We start from the raw sequence: 13330 nt of genomic DNA on the forward strand, positions 1-13330 counted from the left end.
GCCGCTTTCGGCGTCAGGCAAACCCGCAACCGGGATCGGGGGCGTCCTCCGACAGCGGAGTGCCCGGCGGCTGGATGTAGACCACCACCATCACCAACGGGTCCGGGCCCAGGTTGCGGCCGATGTGGACGTGGCCGGGGCCGCGGGCCTCGCTGATCGGCGCACCCGGCGGATAGATCCCGTCGACGGTGCAGTGCGCCGTGTCGTGGGTGAGCGTGCCTTCCCGGATCACGCCGAAGACCTGGCCGTCGTGGTAGTGCCAGCCGGTGCTGCCGCCGGGGGCGATGGTGATCTCGCGGGTGACGTAATCGACGCCGTCGACGGTGGCCTCGGAGATGGTCATCGCCTCGACGCCGACCGACGGGGTGGCGACAGCCGCGGGGGCGCTGGGCAACGGCGCCAGGGTCGCCGCCGAGAGGAGGGCTGCGGAGACCACGCCCGAGCGAACTCTTGTCATGAACAGTCAGGTGGTTTCGCCGGTCGGACGCGGGCGAGGCGATCTGTGAAGGCGGTTACCGCGCCGCGGGCCGCGACGGTAGCCTTGCTCTCGATGACCGAACGCGCCGAACCTGTCGGCATCTCTTACGCGTCTGCCGGGGTGGATATCGAAGCCGGGGAGCGCGCCGTCGAACTTCTCAAACCCTTGGCCAAAAAGGCCACCAGACCCGAGGTCCGGGGCGGGCTGGGCGGTTTCGCCGGGCTCTTCGCCCTGCGCGGCGGCTACCGCGAACCGGTGCTGGCCTGCTCAACCGACGGGGTCGGCACCAAGCTCGCCGTCGCGCAGGCGATGGACAAGCACGACACCGTGGGCATCGACCTGGTCGCGATGGTGGTCGACGACCTCGTGGTGTGCGGCGCCGAACCGCTGTTCCTGCAGGACTACATCGCCGTCGGCCGCACGGTGCCCGAGCGGATCAGCGAGCTGGTCACCGGCATCGCCAACGGGTGCGTGATGGCCGGCTGCGCGCTGCTGGGCGGCGAGACCGCCGAACATCCCGGGTTGATGGCCCCCGACCACTACGACGTCTCCGCCACCGGCGTCGGCGTGGTGGAGGCCGACGACGTGCTGGGCCCCGACCGGGTCAAACCGGGCGACGTGATCATCGCGATGGCCTCCACCGGGCTGCACTCCAACGGTTACTCGCTGGCCCGCAAGGTGCTGCTGGAGATCGACCGGATGAACCTGGCCGGCCACGTCGAGGAGTTCGGCCGCACGCTCGGTGAGGAGCTGCTCGAGCCGACCCGCATCTACGCCAAGGACTGCCTGGCATTGGCCGCCGAAACCCAGGTCCGCACGTTCTGCCACGTCACCGGTGGCGGGCTGGCGGGAAACCTGGAACGGGTCATCCCGCACGGGCTGGTCGCCGAAATCGACCGGGGCACTTGGACGCCCGCGCCCGTGTTCGGGATGATCGCTCAGCGCGGCCGCATCGAGCGGGCCGAGATGGAGAAGACGTTCAACATGGGTGTCGGCATGGCCGCCATCGTCGCGCCGGAGGACACCGACCGCGCGCTGGCGGTTCTGACCGCCCGCCACCTGACCTGCTGGACGCTAGGAACCATCAAGAAGGGTGGGAAGGACGCTCCGCGAGCCAAGCTCGTCGGGCGTCACCCGCGCTTTTAGGCGGCTACGGGCGCCATTCGTCCTCGTCGGCCCAGTCGTCACCGTTGAGGTGGTCGTCGTCGGGTGCTCCCGACAGCTCTCGCTGAAGCCGTTCGAAGTCGGTTTGTGGAGAGCTGTACTTGAGCTCACGAGCAACCTTGGTCTGCTTTGCCTTAGCCCGGCCGCGGCCCATGGGGGAACCCCCTCGCGCAATAACGGAGCGGCCCAATTTTGAGGCGGCTCCGGTCTGAATGTCGTTTATCGTCCTGCCCACACTTTACCGTGCCTGGCTGCGACGTGCTGGCAGGGTGTCATCCGGTCAACGGTTCCCGCTGCGTAACCGTTCGACGGCGCGTCGGCCCGCGCCGACGGTATCGGCGGGCGGCATCGAATCCGGGTCGATCACCGCCGCGACGGCCGACTCCCCTCCGGTGACCAACTCGGTGTCGGCGGGCACGCCGCGCTTCAGCAGCGCAAGAGCGATCGGGCCCTCGTCGACGTGCTCGACCACGGTGCCGATGCGCCCGACGGGACGGCCACCGGCCAGTACCGGGTCGCCGGTGGCGGGTCGGTCCGAGGAGCCGTCGAGGTGCAGCAACACCAGCATGCGGGGCGGTTTACCCAGGTTGTGGACCCGAGCGACGGTTTCCTGCCCGCGATAGCAGCCCTTGTCCAGGTGCACCGCCGGGCCGATCCAGCCGACCTCGTGGGGGATGGTCCGCTCGTCGGTGTCCACACCGAGCCGGGGGCGGCGCGCGGCCACCCGGTGCGCCTCGAAGGCCCACACCCCGGCAGGCCGGACCCCGGCGTCGACGAGCCGCTGCCGCCACGCGGCGGCCTGCTCGCGCGGCACCACCAGGTCCAGTTCCAGCCCCGGCCCGCGCAGCCTGCGCAGGAAACCGCCCTCGGGAAGGGCCGTCGCGGTGGCTTCAGCCGGTAGCGAACCCACGCCCAACGCGGTGAGCACCGCGGGATCGGCCAGCCGGGGCCCGAGCAGTGAGAGCACCGCGAGGTCGGCGGTGTCGACGGTGACGTCGGCCAAGAACACCATCTTGCGCAGGTACGTCAGCAGCGGCTCGCCGCGCGCGGCCTCGGTGTCCAGATAGGTGACGCCGTCGAGTTCGGTCTGGACCCAGTGATCTTCCACACGGCCCTGACCGTCCAGGCTCAGGTTCTCGGTGACCGCTCCGTCGGGCAGGTCGCTGACGTGCTGCGTCGAAAGGCTGTGCAGCCAGGTCTTGCGCTCCGCCCCGGTGAGCGTGATCACGGCCCGGTGCGAGCGGTCGATGACCACGGCCTCGGTCGCCGCGGCACGTTGTTCGCCCAACGGATCGCCGTAGTGCCAGACGGCGCCTGCGTCGGGTCCGGTCTCGGGTGCGGAAACGGCTGACATGTCTTCAACTTTACGGCGCTACGCTTCTTGGCCATGGCGAGCCAAAACGCCGCCGTCGTCGTGACGCTGGACGGCGAGCTGCACGACCCGGCCGAACCGCTGCTGTACGCCGACGACCTGGCCGCGGTGCGGGGCGACGGGATCTTCGAGACGCTGCTCGTGCGCGACGGCCATCCGTGCCTGCTGGAGGCGCACCTGGCCCGGCTGACCCAGTCCGCGCGGATGACCGATCTGCCCGAACCCGATCTGGCGCGCTGGCGCGACGCCGTCGCGGTCGCCGTCGACGCGTGGGACGGCGGCGAGGCCGCGCTGCGCCTGGTGTACACCCGCGGCCGGGAGAGCGGTTCGGCGCCGACGGCGTTCGCCACGATCGCCCCGCTGCCCGCCCGGGTCGCCGAGGTGCGGGCACGTGGGCTGGCCGCGCTGACGCTCGCGCGCGGGCTGCCCGCCGAGGGCACCGCCGAGATGCCGTGGCTGCTGGCCGGGGCCAAGACGCTGTCGTATGCGGTGAACATGGCCGCACTGCGGCACGCCGAACGCAACGGCGCCGGCGACGTGATCTTCGTCGGCTCCGACGGGCTGGTGCTGGAGGGGCCGCGCTCGACGGTGGTGATCGCCGCCGAGACCGAACCCGGCAGCGGCCGGCTCGGCTTCTTCACCCCGCCGCCGTGGCTGCCGATCCTGCGCGGCACCACCCAGCAGGCGCTGTTCGAGGTGGCCCGCAGCAAGGGCTACGACTGTGACTACCGTGCGTTGCGACCCGCGGATCTGTTTACCGCACAAGGAGTTTGGCTGGTCTCGAGCATCACGCTGGCCGCGCGGGTGCACACGCTGGACGGCAGGCCGCTGCCGCCGAGCCCGCTGGCCGACGAGTTCGCCGAGCTCGTCGACGCCGCGGTCGTCAGCGACCGCTGACACCTTCCCGCGCCGGAAAGAACCCTGCTAAATCGGTTGTCGCCGCTGACCTGCGCGAGTACCGTCGCTCGTAAACAGGGAAGGAGGTGGTCCGGAAATTGTGTGACCTATGGACTTGTGAGGTGGCTGCGAGCTAGCAGCGCCAGGGAATGAGCTGACGCTCTTGGCGTCTGCGCGCGCTGGCGAATTCCCCGCAGCCACCCGGCCCCCGAGCCCCTCGGTCTTGTCCGCCCAGGAATCACGGCTCGGGGGCCGCTCCATATCCGCACCCTTTTCCCGCACCCCTCCGCGCCGCCAGATCAGCCGCTCGGCACGCCTTCAGTCAGAACAACATTTTCATATTCAGCATTCACGACTGAGGCAAACACGCAGGTAAACACCCGGTTGACTGCATCGGTTTGATGAAGTTAGTCTTCACATCAAATCAAGGTTCAATCTTCTGAGAGGATGCTGTAGTGGCTGCTGGACGGCTTGACGGAAAGGTCGCGCTGGTTTCGGGTTCGGGGCGCGGGATCGGCCGGGCGGTCGCGGAGAAACTCGCCTCCGAGGGTGCCCGCGTCGTCATCAACGACCTCGACGCCGAACCCGCCAAGGAAGTGGTGGCCGCCATCGAGAACGCCGGCGGTCAGGCCGTCGCGTGCACCGGTAGCGTCACCGACCCCGAGTTCGCCGAGCGCTTCGTCGCGGCCGCGGTCGACAACTTCGGCGGCCTGGACATCATCGTCAACAACGCCGGCTACACCTGGGACAACGTCATCCAGAAGATGACCGACCAGCAGTGGAACGACATCATCGACGTGCACCTGACCGCGCCGTTCCGGATCCTGCGCGCCGCGCAGCCGGTCATCTCCGGGTTCGCCAAGAAGGAGAAGGCCGAGAACGGCGTCGCCAACCGGCGCTCGATCGTCAACACCTCGTCCATCTCGGGCATGCAGGGCAACCCGGGCCAGGTGAACTACTCCACCGCCAAGGCCGGCCTGCTGGGCATGACCAAGACGCTGGCCAAGGAGTGGGGCCGCTACAACGTCACGGTCAACGCCGTCGCCTACGGCGTCATCAACACCCGGCTGACCGCGGTCACCACCGAGGAGAAGACCATCGACGTCGCGGGCCGTGAGATCAAGGTCGGCGTCAACCCGCAGGTGTACGAGACCGTCACCGCCGGGATCGCCCTGGGCCGCGCCGGTGAGGTCGAGGAGGCCGCGGGTGCGGTGTACCTGCTGTGCGCGCCGGAGTCCAGCTACATCACCGCGCAGACCCTGGTCTGCAGCGGCGGGGCCTGAGCGGAGGGACAGTGGCCGACCATCGTCAGCCGCCGTCGTACGAGGAGATCGACTACCGCTTCGATGACGGGGTCGCGGTCATCAGCTTCAACGCACCGCAGCGCCGAAACGCGTTGCGCAACCAGATGTTGCGTGACCTCTGGGAGGCGCTCGACATCGCCGACCGCGACCCGGCGGTGCGCGCCGTTGTCCTGACCGGTGCCGGAGACCACTTCTGTGTCGGGGCCGAGCTCAACGGCCCCGACACCCTCCTCAACTGTCTCGAGGAGGACGTGGCGGGCCACACCCCGACCGGGTACCGGGAGCCGGGCGGCCGGGTCAGCGAGCGCCTGTTCAACATGCGCACACCGGTGATCGCCGCGGTCAACGGCGACGCCGTCGGCGGCGGTGCGTCCATCATGGCCGCCACCGACATCCGGATCGCCAGCGAGCGTTCGCGTTTCGGCTTCGTGTTCACCCGGCGCGGCGTCGTCCCGGAGAGCGGGTCGTCGTGGTTCCTGCCGCGGCTGGTCGGCCTGACCCGGGCCACCGACTGGGTGCTGTCCGGCCGGGTCTTCGGCGCCGCCGAGGCGTACGAGGCCGGCCTGCTCACCCGGGTGGTGGCGCCGGACGCGGTCCTCGACGAGGCGATGAACTACGCGCGCGTCTTCGTCACCGAGACGTCCCCGACGTCGGTGGCGCTGTCGCGGCGCCTGCTCGGCCGCAGCTGGGGTCACCCGACCCCGCGGGAGGCCTGCGAGGACGAGTCCCGCGTCTACGCCAGCCGGCTGCGCACCCCCGACGTGCACGAAGGGGTGATGTCGTTCCTGGAGCGCCGTCCCGCGGTGTTCCCGCCACTCGACGATCACCCCGCCGACCACTTCTGACAGAGAGAGCCCCATGGACTCACCGTTCACCGCGTGCCAGTACGGCGTGGACGCCGAATTCACCCATGACCCAGCGGGTATCGCCAACTACAACGAGAGCGTCTACGTCAACTTCGTGGACCCGATCAGCGAAGTCAGCGCGCTGATGCGCATCGGCAACCGGCCGAACATGGGGTACTCGGAGGCGACGGTGCAGTTGACACTGCCCGGCGGGCGCATCGCGCTGCGCGCGGGGCGGCAGCCCAAGGAGGCCAACGAGGAGTGGTCGACGCAGGGTCTGACCATCGCGCCGGTGGCGGCCACCCGGACGTGGAAGGTCACCTACCGCAACACCGTCGCGCTGATCAGCACGCCGTCGCTGCTGGCCGAGCGCGGTCGGCAGGCGTTGAAGAACTCGCCGTCGGTGGAGTGCGAGATCGACCTGACGTTCGAGGCGTCGGTGCCCATGTTCACCATCGCCGAGGACGGGGACTGCACCCCGGGCAGTTCGCAGATCGCCACCGACCACTACGAGCAGTTCGGTCACGTCAGCGGATCGGTGCGGCTCGGGTCGACGACGTGGACCATCGACCGGGCCACGTCCTTCCGCGACCACTCGTGGGGGCCGCGGGAGTGGGCGTCGTACACGGGGGAGTGGCTGGCGGCGTGGCTCAAGGACGGCACCGCGATCACCGCGTACGGCGAGTTCGAACCCAACGGCGAACGCGCCTCCGGCGGTGTGGTGGTCACCCCGGACGGGGTGTTCCACCCGATCCGCGAGTACACCGTCTACACCGACTATTCCGGTGAGGCAACGTATTCCGGACGCAACACGGCGGTCATCACCGCCGACGGGCTGCCGACGCTGGTGCTCGACGGGACGATCAACCACTTCGTGCCGGTCACCCAGCGCACCCACGACCGCGCCGCGCGCATGGGCCAGATGTCCGTCCGCTACGCGGGCGGTCAGGGCGGTTGGGGTATCGCAGAGTTCCTGCGGCCCCTCACCTAGGCGAGAGCGACGATGTACCCCGGACGGCACGTTCACGAGCACCCCGACCGGCCCGCGCTGATCATGGCGGGCAGCCGGAAGAGTCTGACCTACCGTGAATTAGACGACCGCGCCAACCGCGTGGCCAACCACTTCCGGGCGCTGGGCCTGGGGCGCACCGACCACATCGCGATCTTCACCGAGAACCACCTCGACATGATCGTGACGATGTCGGCGGCCGAGCGGTGCGGGCTGTACTACACGCCGGTCAACTCGTTTCTGTCCGTCGAGGAGGCGGCCTACATCGTCGACGACTGCGGCGCCCAACTGGTGGTCACCAGTGCTGCGAAATTCGAGGTGGCACAGCAGCTCCCGCGGCACTGCCCGAAGGTGCGGCACTGGCTGGTGCTCGACCTCGAGGATCCGCCGGCGCCGTTCGACAACTTCGAGGCGGTCATAGCGCCGTACCCGCCCACCCCGGGGGAGAACGAGCGCCTCGGCACTCCGATGTTCTACTCGTCGGGCACCACGGGGCGACCCAAAGCCGTCAAACGCCAGCTGCCCGACGTGCCGCCGAGCCACCAGCTGGGCATCGAGGAGATGGGCCGGCGGTTGTTCCGCATGCGCGAGGGCATGACGTTCCTGTCGACGGCCCCGCTGTACCACTCGGGACCGCAGTCCAGCATCTCGATCGGCCTGCGGCTGGGCGCCACCCACATCGTGATGGAGAAGTTCGACACCGAACAGTTCCTGTCGCTCATCGAGGAGTTCCGCGTCACCCACACCATGGTGGTGCCGACGATGTTCTCGCGAGCCCTCAAGCTGCCCAAGGAGATCCGCGACCGCTACGACTACTCCTCGCTGGAGGCCGTCGTGCACGGCGCCGCACCGTGCCCCCGCCAGGTCAAACAGGACATGCTCGACTGGTGGGGCCCGGTGATCTACGAGTACTACGGCGGCACCGAGGCCAACGGCACCTGCGGCTGCACCCCACAGGAGTGGCTGGCCAACCCGGGCACGGTGGGCAAGGCCTTCTTCGGGGAGATCGTGATCCGCGACGACGACGGCAACGAGCTGCCCCCGGGTGTGCCCGGCACGGTCTGGTTCCGCGGCGGCAACAGCTCCTTCGAGTACCTCAACGATCCGGAGAAGACCGCACAGGCAATGGATCCCAGCGGCACCATGTCGAAGATCGGCGACATCGGCTACGTCAACGAGGAGGGCTACCTCTTCCTCACCGACCGGCAGGCGTTCGTCATCATCTCCGGCGGGGTCAACATCTACCCGCAGGAGATCGAGAACCTGCTGATCACCCATCCCGAGGTGATGGACGCCGCCGTGTTCGGGGTGCCCGACGACGACTTCGGCGAGGCCGTCAAGGCCGTCATCCAGCCGGTCGACCCCGACGGCGGCACCCCCGAACTCGCCCAGCGGCTGCGGGAGTTCTGCCTGGCGCACCTGGCGAGGTTCAAGTGCCCCAAGACGTTCGACTTCATCGACGAGATGCCCCGGCTGCCCACCGGGAAGCTCTACAAGCGCCAGCTGCGCGACCAGTACTGGCAGGACCACAAGGAGAAGACGAGTGCGTAGGACGCTCTACACCGAGGAGCACGAGGCATTCCGCAAGGCGTTCCGCGCGTTCATCGACAGCGCCGCGGTGCCCTATGTCGAGGACTGGGAGCGGGCCGGCACCGTCGACCGCGCGTTCATCAAGGCCGCCGGCGAGAACGGCTTCCTCGGTTTCGAGTTCGCGTCCGAGTTCGGCGGCCTGGGCATCGAGGACTTCCGCTACAACGCGGTGATGAGCGAGGAGGTCGTCGCCTCCGGAATGGCCGGTGACCTGTTCTCGATGCAGAACGACATCATCGTGCCCTACCTGCGCGACCTGACCACCGACGAGCAGAAGCAGCGCTGGCTGCCCGCCTTCACCCGCGGCGAGTGCGTCACCGCGCTCGGCATGACCGAGCCGGGGGCGGGTTCCGACCTCGCCGCGATCAAGACCAGCGCGCGCCGCGAGGGCGACCACCTGGTCATCAACGGCCAGAAGACCTTCATCACCAGCGGCGCCACCTGCGACCTGGTGATCGTGCTGGTGCGCACCGGCGAACGCGACGGCCGCGGTACGACGTTCGTCGCGGTGGAGAACGGCACCCCCGGCTTCACCCGCGGCAAGCCCATGCACAAGATCGGTCGCAAGGCGCAGGACACCGCGGAGCTGTTCTTCGACGACTGCCGGGTGCCGGTGTCGAACATCATCGGCGAGCCCGGACGCGGATTCGGTTCGGCCATCGCGAATCTGCCGCGGGAGCGGCTCTCGATCGCGGTGATGGCGATCGCCTCCGCCCGGCACGCGCTTGCGCTGGGCCTCGAACACGCGCGGCAGCGCCACGCGTTCGGTGGCCCGCTGACCAACCTGCAGTCGGTGCGGATGCAGATCGCCGAGATGCACACCGACATCGCGATCCTGCAGGAGTACATCGACCGCTGCGTGCTGGCGCTCAACGACGGTGAGCTCACCGCCGCCGAGGCGGCCGGCGCGAAATACAAGGCGACGGAACTGCAGTGGGAGGTCCTCGACCGTGTGCTGCAGCTGTTCGGCGGCTACGGCTACATGGAGGAGTACCCGATCGCCCGGATGTGGCGCGATGCGCGCATCCAGCGGATCTACGGCGGAGCGAACGAGGTCATGAAGGACCTCGTCGGACGAACGGTGGTGGCGTGATGTCCCGGTTGGACGGGCGTGTGGCATTGGTGACGGGCAGCTCCCGGGGCGTGGGGCGCGGTGTCGCGCTGCGCCTGGCGGAGGAAGGTGCCGCGGTGGCGGTGAACTACCGGCGCGGCGCCGACGAGGCTGCCGAGGTGGTCGAGCAGATCGTCGCCAAGGGCGGCCGGGCCAAGGCCTACTGCGCGGCGATCGACGACAAGGCCGCCGTCGACGCGATGGTCGGCGCGGTGCGTGAGGACCTCGGACCCGTCGACATCGTGGTGAGCAACGCGGGCACCGCGAGCAAGGGGCAGACCGTCGCCGACACCCCGGGCGCCGACTTCGTGTCCCTGCTTTCGGTGCACGCGCTGGGGCCGATCCACCTGATCCAGCGGGTGCTGCCCGACATGCGCCAGGCGGCCCGCGGCGACATCGTCATGGTCTCCAGCAGCACCGTCGCCGAGGCCCCGGCCTACTCCGCGCCGTACACGATGGCCAAGGCCGCGATGGAGATGTGCATCCGCACGCTGGCCCAGGAGGAGCGCGAGCACGGCATCCGCGCCAACATCGTCGCGCCCGGCCTGGTCGAGACCGAGATGGGCAGGCGCCTGGTGAAGGCCGCGACCGGCGGCGGGACCATCGAGGAACTCGCGCGCAGGTATCCGTTCGGCCGCGTCTGCACACCGGAGGACATCGCCGGCGTGGTGGCGTTCCTGGTGTCGGCCGACGCGGAGTACGTCACCGGACAGCGGATCACCGTCGACGGCGGCGGCCGCCCGGTCACCGTGATCTAGAGGAGGATGTGACTGATGGGTTCCTCCGATTTCCTGGACGAACTGGCCCGGGCTCTCAGCGACGCCGTGGCCGGCGGATCGCCGGTCGAGCTGGTCGACGTCGACCAGCGCGGTGAGGGCAACTCGTGGGAGACGTACCTGGTCACCGCGTCGTGGAACGACGGCGCCTCGACGGCCTCGTATGCCGTCAAGCGTGAGCCGCTCAGCGGCATCGTCGGCAGCTACGACGTCGGCCGCGAGGTCGCCCTGCTGCGCGCGGCGGCCGGGCTGGGCCTGCCGGTGCCCGGTGTGGTGGCCCACCGTGTCACCGAACCGGGCAACCGCGGCTTCTTCGTCATGGAGCGGATGATGGGCGTCGTCCCCATGCCGCACAACGTCACCCGCGTGATCACCGACGCCGACCACCGGGCCGCGCTGGGCCGTCGCCTGGCGCGGGAGATGGCCACCCTGCACGCGGCCGCACCCGAGTCCCTCGACCTGCCCGAACTCGGTTCGCCGCCCGCCCCGGGCGACACCGGCCGCGTCGAGAACGACCAGTGGCGCGTCACCTACGACGAGGTGGCGGCCGTGCGGATCCCCGTCCTGGACCTGGCCATGGCCTGGCTGGACCACCGGGCCGACCATGTGTCCGGCCGGGTCTCGCTGGTGCACAACGACTTCCGGGTGGGCAATGTGGTGGTCAGCCCGGAGGACGGCAGCCTGGTGGGCATCCTCGACTGGGAGACCGCCCATTTCAGCGATCCCGTCGCCGACCTGGCGTGGTTCTTCCAGCGCACCTCCCGGGGCCGCTCACCGCTGGCGTGCAAGCTGCTGCCGGTCGACGAGTTCCTCGACGAGTACGCCGAGGTCGCCGGGTGGCGCCCGAGTCAGGACAGCCTGACCTGGTGGGCCGTGCAGTCACTGGTCAAGACGGCCATCGGCTGCCTGCAGGCCGCGGCGATCTACGAACGGGGCGACCGCCCCGAACTGCGGTACGCCAACATGGCGCACAGCGTGTACTACAGCGTGGGCTGGCTCAACCAGATGCTGCGCGACGGAGAGTGGGGAGCCTGAGATGACGGTCTACGCACTGGATCTGGACAAGGTCCAGCACACGATCCGCGAAACCCTGGTCAGCAAGGTGCTGCCCGCGATCGAATCCGACAGCGCCAAGGGTGAACTGCACGCCGTCATCGAGATGCTCGACAACCTGGCCGGCCGGCTGGCGTGGGCTGCCGAACCGCGCGAGGAGACTCTGGCGCGCACCCGGGACCTGGCCGCGCGGCTGGGCATCGACGACGTGCCCGCCGATCTGCCGGCCGCCCGCCGCGAGCTCGGCGACGCGCTGGCTGCGGCCTACGCCGATGGCAACGGCGCCGAGATCGCCCGTGCGGTAGCCGAATTCACCGCAGCCGACGTCAGGGCTGAGATCTCGAAGGGTCTGCTCCCGGGCCTGCCGGACTAGGCCCCCGCGGGCCGGGTGAGGCCCGCGGGCAGCACCATCGTGTGCACCAGCGTGGTGAGCTCCGCGGGCAGTGCCGGCCGCTTGCGCAGCTGCGGGCTCTGCGTCAGATCGGTGACGACCCCGATCGCCGCCTGCGCCAGTGCGCGGGCATCGGAGGCGGACAACCCCTGCGCCAGCTGCTCGATCACGTGGATCCACTCGGCGACGTACTCCCGCTGCGCGTTGCGCAGCGCCTGCTGGTCGTCCTCCGGCAGGTACAGCAGATCCGCCGTCAGGATCTGCATGATCCGCCCGTACGGGCCGACGGCCTGCCGGATGTAGGTCTCGATCAGCGCGTCCAGCGCCGACTCCGGGGTGGACGCATACGCGAGCGCGTCGGCGGTCACGTAGAGCAGCCCCTCGGCGCCGCGTTCCAGCACCGCGCGCAGCACCTCGGTCTTGCTCGACACATGTTGGTACAGCGTGGCCGTCGACATCTCCGAGGCCTTGGCGATGTCGTCGATGTGCACGTCGTAGAAACCGCGCTCGTTGAACAGCCGCGCGGCCGCATCGATGATGCGCTCCCGCCGCCCGGCCGGCCTGCGGTCGTTCGGCGCGGGGGTCGCGGGCGCGTCGGGATCGGGATCGGGATCGGGTAGGTCGCAGTCGATGATCGCCCACGCCACCGCGGTCTGGATCTCCTGCAGGCGGTCGGCGGAGAGGGTCCCGCGGATGTCGGGGGTGTTGGAGTACGTCGCCAGCACCGCGGAGCCGAGGAGCTCGGCCTTGGCGGCGCTGAGCTCGGGCCGAAACGCCATGATCTGTTCGGCGATCCGCTGCTGGTTGTCGGCGAAGTAACGCTGGAAGACTTCCCGTTCGTCGGGGTTGAGGTGGCGCTGTTCGCGGCGCCACAGCGTGGCCTCGTTGCCGTACACGGTCAGATCGCTGAACCCGGCGAGCAGCAGATGCAGCTTCTCCTCGGCTGTGGTGCCCTGTTCGTCGACCGCGGTGTGCAGTTCCTCGGTGAGATGGACCTGGCTCATCAGGGCGTGCACCAGAATGTCGTGTTTGCCCTTGAAGTGCCGGTAGACCGCGGGGCCGGTCAGCCCGACCGCCGCGCCGATGCGGTCGATGCTGACGTTCTGGTAGCCGTACTCCTGGAACAGATGGGCTGCGGCGCGGGCGACCTGTTCGGTCCGATGGGAACCCCGGGCCGACGACTGCAGCCTGGACTTCACCGAGTCCACGCGCGCCGCGGTCGATCGTGGCATCTCACTCTTTCTCAACGGCCGGGCCATGGGTCCAGTCTCGCATCGTGGTGCGACGGACCCCAGCGGCGATCTTGTGCCTTCGCCGACCGGACGGCGCAGACCATATTG

Annotated in this window: 14 protein-coding genes; 10 read left to right on the plus strand and 4 right to left on the minus strand. The window is 69.4% G+C overall.

Annotation, left to right across the window (positions count from 1 at the left end):
* Positions 1-13: 13 nt before the first annotated feature.
* Positions 14-457, minus strand: a complete 444-nt coding sequence (locus tag MELE44368_RS23370) for a cupin domain-containing protein (protein ID WP_128110668.1) — start codon at positions 455-457, stop codon at positions 14-16.
* Between the two features lie 93 nt (positions 458-550).
* Between MELE44368_RS23370 and purM the strand changes: the two genes are divergently transcribed.
* Complete coding sequence (gene purM, locus MELE44368_RS23375) at positions 551-1624, plus strand: phosphoribosylformylglycinamidine cyclo-ligase (protein WP_046754394.1); 1074 nt, start codon at positions 551-553, stop codon at positions 1622-1624.
* Positions 1625-1628: 4 nt separating this feature from the next.
* Here the strand turns inward: purM and MELE44368_RS23380 are convergent, their stop codons facing one another.
* A complete protein-coding gene (locus MELE44368_RS23380; RefSeq protein WP_082933132.1) occupies positions 1629-1796 on the minus strand; it encodes a DUF3073 domain-containing protein in 168 nt (55 codons plus the stop codon).
* Positions 1797-1922: 126 nt separating this feature from the next.
* Positions 1923-2996: a CAF17-like 4Fe-4S cluster assembly/insertion protein YgfZ gene (gene ygfZ, locus MELE44368_RS23385; RefSeq protein WP_128110669.1), complete on the minus strand. Its 1074-nt coding sequence runs from the start codon at positions 2994-2996 to the stop codon at positions 1923-1925.
* A 33-nt stretch (positions 2997-3029) separates the two neighbouring features.
* Here ygfZ and MELE44368_RS23390 point away from each other — a divergent pair, with 33 nt between their 5' ends.
* The 9 genes from MELE44368_RS23390 (at position 3030) to MELE44368_RS23430 (ending at position 11972) form a co-directional block, all read left to right on the plus strand.
* Positions 3030-3911 carry an aminodeoxychorismate lyase gene (locus MELE44368_RS23390; RefSeq protein ID WP_128110670.1) on the plus strand — a complete coding sequence of 294 codons (882 nt, stop codon included), beginning with the start codon at positions 3030-3032 and terminating at the stop codon, positions 3909-3911.
* 455 nt (positions 3912-4366) lie between these two features.
* On the plus strand, positions 4367-5194 hold the full coding sequence (locus MELE44368_RS23395; RefSeq protein ID WP_128110671.1) for an SDR family NAD(P)-dependent oxidoreductase: 828 nt from the start codon (positions 4367-4369) through the stop codon (positions 5192-5194).
* Between the two features lie 11 nt (positions 5195-5205).
* Entirely contained in the window at positions 5206-6060 is an 855-nt protein-coding gene (locus MELE44368_RS23400) for an enoyl-CoA hydratase-related protein (RefSeq protein WP_241566746.1), read from the plus strand.
* 13 nt (positions 6061-6073) lie between these two features.
* Positions 6074-7051: a DUF7064 domain-containing protein gene (locus MELE44368_RS23405; protein ID WP_128110672.1), complete on the plus strand. Its 978-nt coding sequence runs from the start codon at positions 6074-6076 to the stop codon at positions 7049-7051.
* A 12-nt stretch (positions 7052-7063) separates the two neighbouring features.
* Positions 7064-8620 carry an AMP-binding protein gene (locus MELE44368_RS23410; protein WP_128110673.1) on the plus strand — a complete coding sequence of 519 codons (1557 nt, stop codon included), beginning with the start codon at positions 7064-7066 and terminating at the stop codon, positions 8618-8620.
* Positions 8613-9752 carry an acyl-CoA dehydrogenase family protein gene (locus MELE44368_RS23415; RefSeq protein ID WP_128110674.1) on the plus strand — a complete coding sequence of 380 codons (1140 nt, stop codon included), beginning with the start codon at positions 8613-8615 and terminating at the stop codon, positions 9750-9752. Before MELE44368_RS23410 ends, MELE44368_RS23415 begins: the two co-directional genes overlap by 8 nt.
* The gene (locus tag MELE44368_RS23420; protein ID WP_128110675.1) at positions 9752-10528 is read left to right on the plus strand and encodes an SDR family NAD(P)-dependent oxidoreductase; all 777 of its coding nucleotides are present in this window, start codon (positions 9752-9754) and stop codon (positions 10526-10528) included. The genes MELE44368_RS23415 and MELE44368_RS23420 overlap by 1 nt, the downstream gene beginning before the upstream one ends.
* A 15-nt stretch (positions 10529-10543) precedes the next feature.
* Positions 10544-11581, plus strand: a complete 1038-nt coding sequence (locus MELE44368_RS23425; protein ID WP_128110676.1) for a phosphotransferase family protein — start codon at positions 10544-10546, stop codon at positions 11579-11581.
* 1 nt (position 11582) lies between these two features.
* Positions 11583-11972: a hypothetical protein gene (locus MELE44368_RS23430; RefSeq protein WP_128110677.1), complete on the plus strand. Its 390-nt coding sequence runs from the start codon at positions 11583-11585 to the stop codon at positions 11970-11972.
* On the opposite strand, the gene MELE44368_RS23435 is transcribed toward MELE44368_RS23430, so the two are convergent.
* Positions 11969-13222 carry a TetR/AcrR family transcriptional regulator gene (locus MELE44368_RS23435; protein WP_128110678.1) on the minus strand — a complete coding sequence of 418 codons (1254 nt, stop codon included), beginning with the start codon at positions 13220-13222 and terminating at the stop codon, positions 11969-11971. The genes MELE44368_RS23430 and MELE44368_RS23435 overlap by 4 nt on opposite strands.
* Positions 13223-13330 lie beyond the last annotated feature (108 nt).

Source organism: Mycolicibacterium elephantis DSM 44368 (genome assembly GCF_004014805.1).
GTDB classification, from domain to species: Bacteria; Actinomycetota; Actinomycetes; order Mycobacteriales; family Mycobacteriaceae; genus Mycobacterium; species Mycobacterium elephantis.

Excerpts from the sequence above, each read along its gene's own strand:
- purM (WP_046754394.1), top strand. The coding sequence starts at position 551 with ATGACCGAACGCGCCGAACCTGTCGGCATCTCTTACGCGTCTGCCGGG.
- MELE44368_RS23370 (WP_128110668.1), bottom strand. The coding sequence starts at position 457 with ATGACAAGAGTTCGCTCGGGCGTGGTCTCCGCAGCCCTCCTCTCGGCG.
- ygfZ (WP_128110669.1), bottom strand. The coding sequence starts at position 2,996 with ATGTCAGCCGTTTCCGCACCCGAGACCGGACCCGACGCAGGCGCCGTC.
- MELE44368_RS23410 (WP_128110673.1), top strand. The coding sequence starts at position 7,064 with ATGTACCCCGGACGGCACGTTCACGAGCACCCCGACCGGCCCGCGCTG.
- MELE44368_RS23430 (WP_128110677.1), top strand. The coding sequence starts at position 11,583 with ATGACGGTCTACGCACTGGATCTGGACAAGGTCCAGCACACGATCCGC.
- MELE44368_RS23405 (WP_128110672.1), top strand. The coding sequence starts at position 6,074 with ATGGACTCACCGTTCACCGCGTGCCAGTACGGCGTGGACGCCGAATTC.
- MELE44368_RS23435 (WP_128110678.1), bottom strand. The coding sequence starts at position 13,222 with ATGCCACGATCGACCGCGGCGCGCGTGGACTCGGTGAAGTCCAGGCTG.
- MELE44368_RS23420 (WP_128110675.1), top strand. The coding sequence starts at position 9,752 with ATGTCCCGGTTGGACGGGCGTGTGGCATTGGTGACGGGCAGCTCCCGG.
- MELE44368_RS23390 (WP_128110670.1), top strand. The coding sequence starts at position 3,030 with ATGGCGAGCCAAAACGCCGCCGTCGTCGTGACGCTGGACGGCGAGCTG.
- MELE44368_RS23425 (WP_128110676.1), top strand. The coding sequence starts at position 10,544 with ATGGGTTCCTCCGATTTCCTGGACGAACTGGCCCGGGCTCTCAGCGAC.
- MELE44368_RS23380 (WP_082933132.1), bottom strand. The coding sequence starts at position 1,796 with ATGGGCCGCGGCCGGGCTAAGGCAAAGCAGACCAAGGTTGCTCGTGAG.